Below are 233 nucleotides of genomic sequence, written 5' to 3' on the forward strand. Positions count from 1 at the left end.
GTAGCGCAGGAAGCGCGTCAGCTCTTCCCGGGTGTTGACGCGGCCCTGCCAGGTCCGCTGCAGGTCGATCCAGGCGCCGTTGATGGTATCCCACATCTCGCTGGTGAGCGCGGTGCGGACCGCGCGCGCGTTCCGGCGCGAGTGGGGAGTCGTCTACTTGCGGGGGCGGCTGGGAGGCTCCGTCGACGGCCCCCGGTACCGCGCCCAGGAGCTGGCGGCGGGGGTGGTGGGGT

At 73.0% G+C, this 233-nt stretch carries 1 pseudogene; it reads right to left on the minus strand.

The window, feature by feature from the left end:
• A pseudogene (locus RMT89_RS46480) lies at positions 1–129 on the minus strand (alpha-E domain-containing protein); the annotation flags it as partial.
• Positions 130–233 lie beyond the last annotated feature (104 nt).

It is taken from the genome of Streptomyces sp. P17 (genome assembly GCF_032436805.1).
Taxonomy (GTDB): Bacteria; Actinomycetota; Actinomycetes; order Streptomycetales; family Streptomycetaceae; genus Streptomyces.